This window comes from Streptomyces sp. WELS2 (genome assembly GCF_013870595.1).
Lineage (GTDB): Bacteria > Actinomycetota > Actinomycetes > Streptomycetales > Streptomycetaceae > Streptomyces.
This window is the reverse complement of sequence record NZ_JACBWZ010000907.1, coordinates 1-2,333: the sequence shown is the minus strand read 5'-3', so window position 1 is coordinate 2,333 and position 2,333 is coordinate 1. Positions and strand designations below refer to the sequence as shown.

General features: G+C 73.4%; 1 protein-coding gene and 1 pseudogene. One reads left to right on the top strand and one right to left on the bottom strand.

The genetic code is table 11. From position 1 onward, the window contains the following. Nucleotides 1-663 (bottom strand): hypothetical protein (locus H5J33_RS31585; protein WP_181798175.1); only part of this gene is annotated, 663 nt, incomplete at its 3' end. Between the two features lie 259 nt (nt 664-922). Here H5J33_RS31585 and H5J33_RS31580 point away from each other — a divergent pair. Further along, nucleotides 923-2,333, top strand: a pseudogene (locus H5J33_RS31580) (ATP-binding protein); the annotation flags it as partial.

Here is a 2,333-nt window from a genome sequence, read left to right as displayed (position 1 = left end):
GGCCGTGGCCACGGCGATCAGGTGTTCGCGGCCCGCCAGGTTGGGTACGGCGATGGACTCCCACACCATCGAGCCGCCGGTCAGGGTGAACACCACGGGGGCGCGCCGGACCACCGCGAGATAGGTGAACAGGCCCACCACGGCCGCGGAGGGGCCGGTGTCGAGCACCCGCCCGGCCTCGGGCGGCAGCCCGAACCCCCACCAGCCGGGCCCCAGGGCGACCATCAGCCGGGCGGTGAGGGTGCCGGCCAGGGTGGTGGTGTAGGCGATGAACAGGGTCCGGGCCCGGCCCAGGGTCAGTTCGGCGAGGGCGAAGGCGAGGAACAGCTGGGTGATGCCCGCCCACACCGGCAGGTCCAGCGCCGGGACGTACAGGGACACGGGGGTGCGCAGCAGGGACAGCCACAGCGGCAGGTCGGCCTGGACGCCGCCGAGCCGTCGTACCCACACCGCTCCGGCGGGGTGCTGGGCGATGTCGTGGAAGAAGACGACACCGAACGCGGCGACGAACGCGAGCAGCAGCCCGGACAGTCCGCGCCGCGCGAGCCGCCGTACCGGGTCGACGACGATGCCGTGCCACTCGGTGCCCAGCGTGCGCACGGCGCACCGGACGAGCCGGGCGAGCGTGGTGCGGGCCCGCGGGGTGGGTCCTTCATCGATCACCGGTGACAGTCCAGCGATCCGGAACAGGGGCGTCAAGATCCTTAAGGAGTGGCAAGTCCCACCATGGGAATCAAGTGCCGAGAAGCAACCTTCGCCCCCATTGATCCGTCCCCCCGGTACCGGCAGCTCGGCGGGGATGGCCGTCGGAAGCCCTGATCTCAGGGGTTCTGTTCTTTTTTGATCACGAACTCTCGTATAGTGACCGCGAATTCACGACCAGTGCCATGTCTCCCAGCCGCATGAGGACCAGACCGGACCGATGACCGCGCCCACGCATCCCGGCGACCGACCCTCCCTCCGTACGTTCGTCTCCGCCCTAGCCGTCACCGGTGTGCTGTCGGCGCTCGCGGTCTGCGCGGCCGTGGCGGTGGCACCGGGCGCGGCACGCACCCCCCTCGCCGGCGGTGGAGCCGTGGCGGCGGTCGTCCTCAGCGTGGCGGTGGCCATGGCCGCGCACGCGCGACGCACCGCCCGCGACACCCGGCAGCGGCTGGAGGATGTCACCCAGGACGTCGGACGACTGCTCCAGCAACAGGCCCGTACCACCGAGGATGCGCGCCAGGAGCAGCAGCGGCTCGTGGACGAACTGGCCCGGCAGCGCGCCGAGCTGACGGAGTCGTTCACCGCCGAACGGGACCGCCTGGTCGCCGAGGGCACCCGGGAGCTGAACCGGCTCCGGCAGGAGAACGCCCGGCTGGCGGGCGAGTTGGAGCAGGCCAGGCGTGAGCGGGCGGCCGCGGTCTCCGCGACCGCCAACGTCGCCGCCCGGATGCAGGCCCTGGCCACGGCGACGCTCGCCGACCTGCGGGCGATGGAGGAGCGGCACACCGACGAGGACGTGCTGCACGATCTGCTCCACCTCGACCACCGCACCGCCCAGGCCGGCCGGCTCGCGGACTCCATCGCCGTGCTCACCGGGGCGCGTTCGGGGCGCCGGTGGGCGCGGCCGATCAGCATGGAGTCGATCCTGCGCGGCGCGATGGGCCGGATCGCCGGCTACCGGCGGGTGCGGGTGCACTCGACGAGCGAGGCCGCCGTCGCCGGGCACGCCGCCGAGGGCGTGATGCACGCGCTCGCCGAACTCCTCGACAACGCGGCGAACTTCTCGCCGCCCACGGCCGAGGTCCACGTGTACGTGGAGGAGGTGCCGGCCGGGGTCATCGTGTCGGTGGAGGACAGCGGGCTGGTGATGGGCGATGTGCAGCTGCGCCGCGCCGAGCGGGCGGTCGCCGGCGACGTCTCCGGGCTGGGCGGTCTGACCGGCACCCGGCTCGGGCTCGCCGTGGTCGGCCGGCTCGCCCGCAAGCACGGGCTCAAGGTGTCGTTCCGGCCTTCCGCGCGCGGCGGCACGGGGGTGCTGATGCTCATCCCGCAGTCCATCCTGACCGGTCCGGTCCGCTCCCAGATTCGCAGCAGGGCGTACTGCTGGGCGACCTGCCGCACCCCCCACCGCAGCGCCGGCACCACGAGCTCTGGGTCTCCGGAGCCGAGCAGCGGGACGGCCCAGGTGCGCGGGACCTGTCCGTGCGGCGCCGTCAGCTCGGCGCGCAGCGCGTCGTCCAGCGGTACGGTGTCGAGCCGCTCCGCGATGGTACGGCGCAGGGACTGGGTGGTCCGCGGGTTGCGGTAGACGGCCGCCGCGACCTGCGCGTCGCCGACCGCGACCAGCC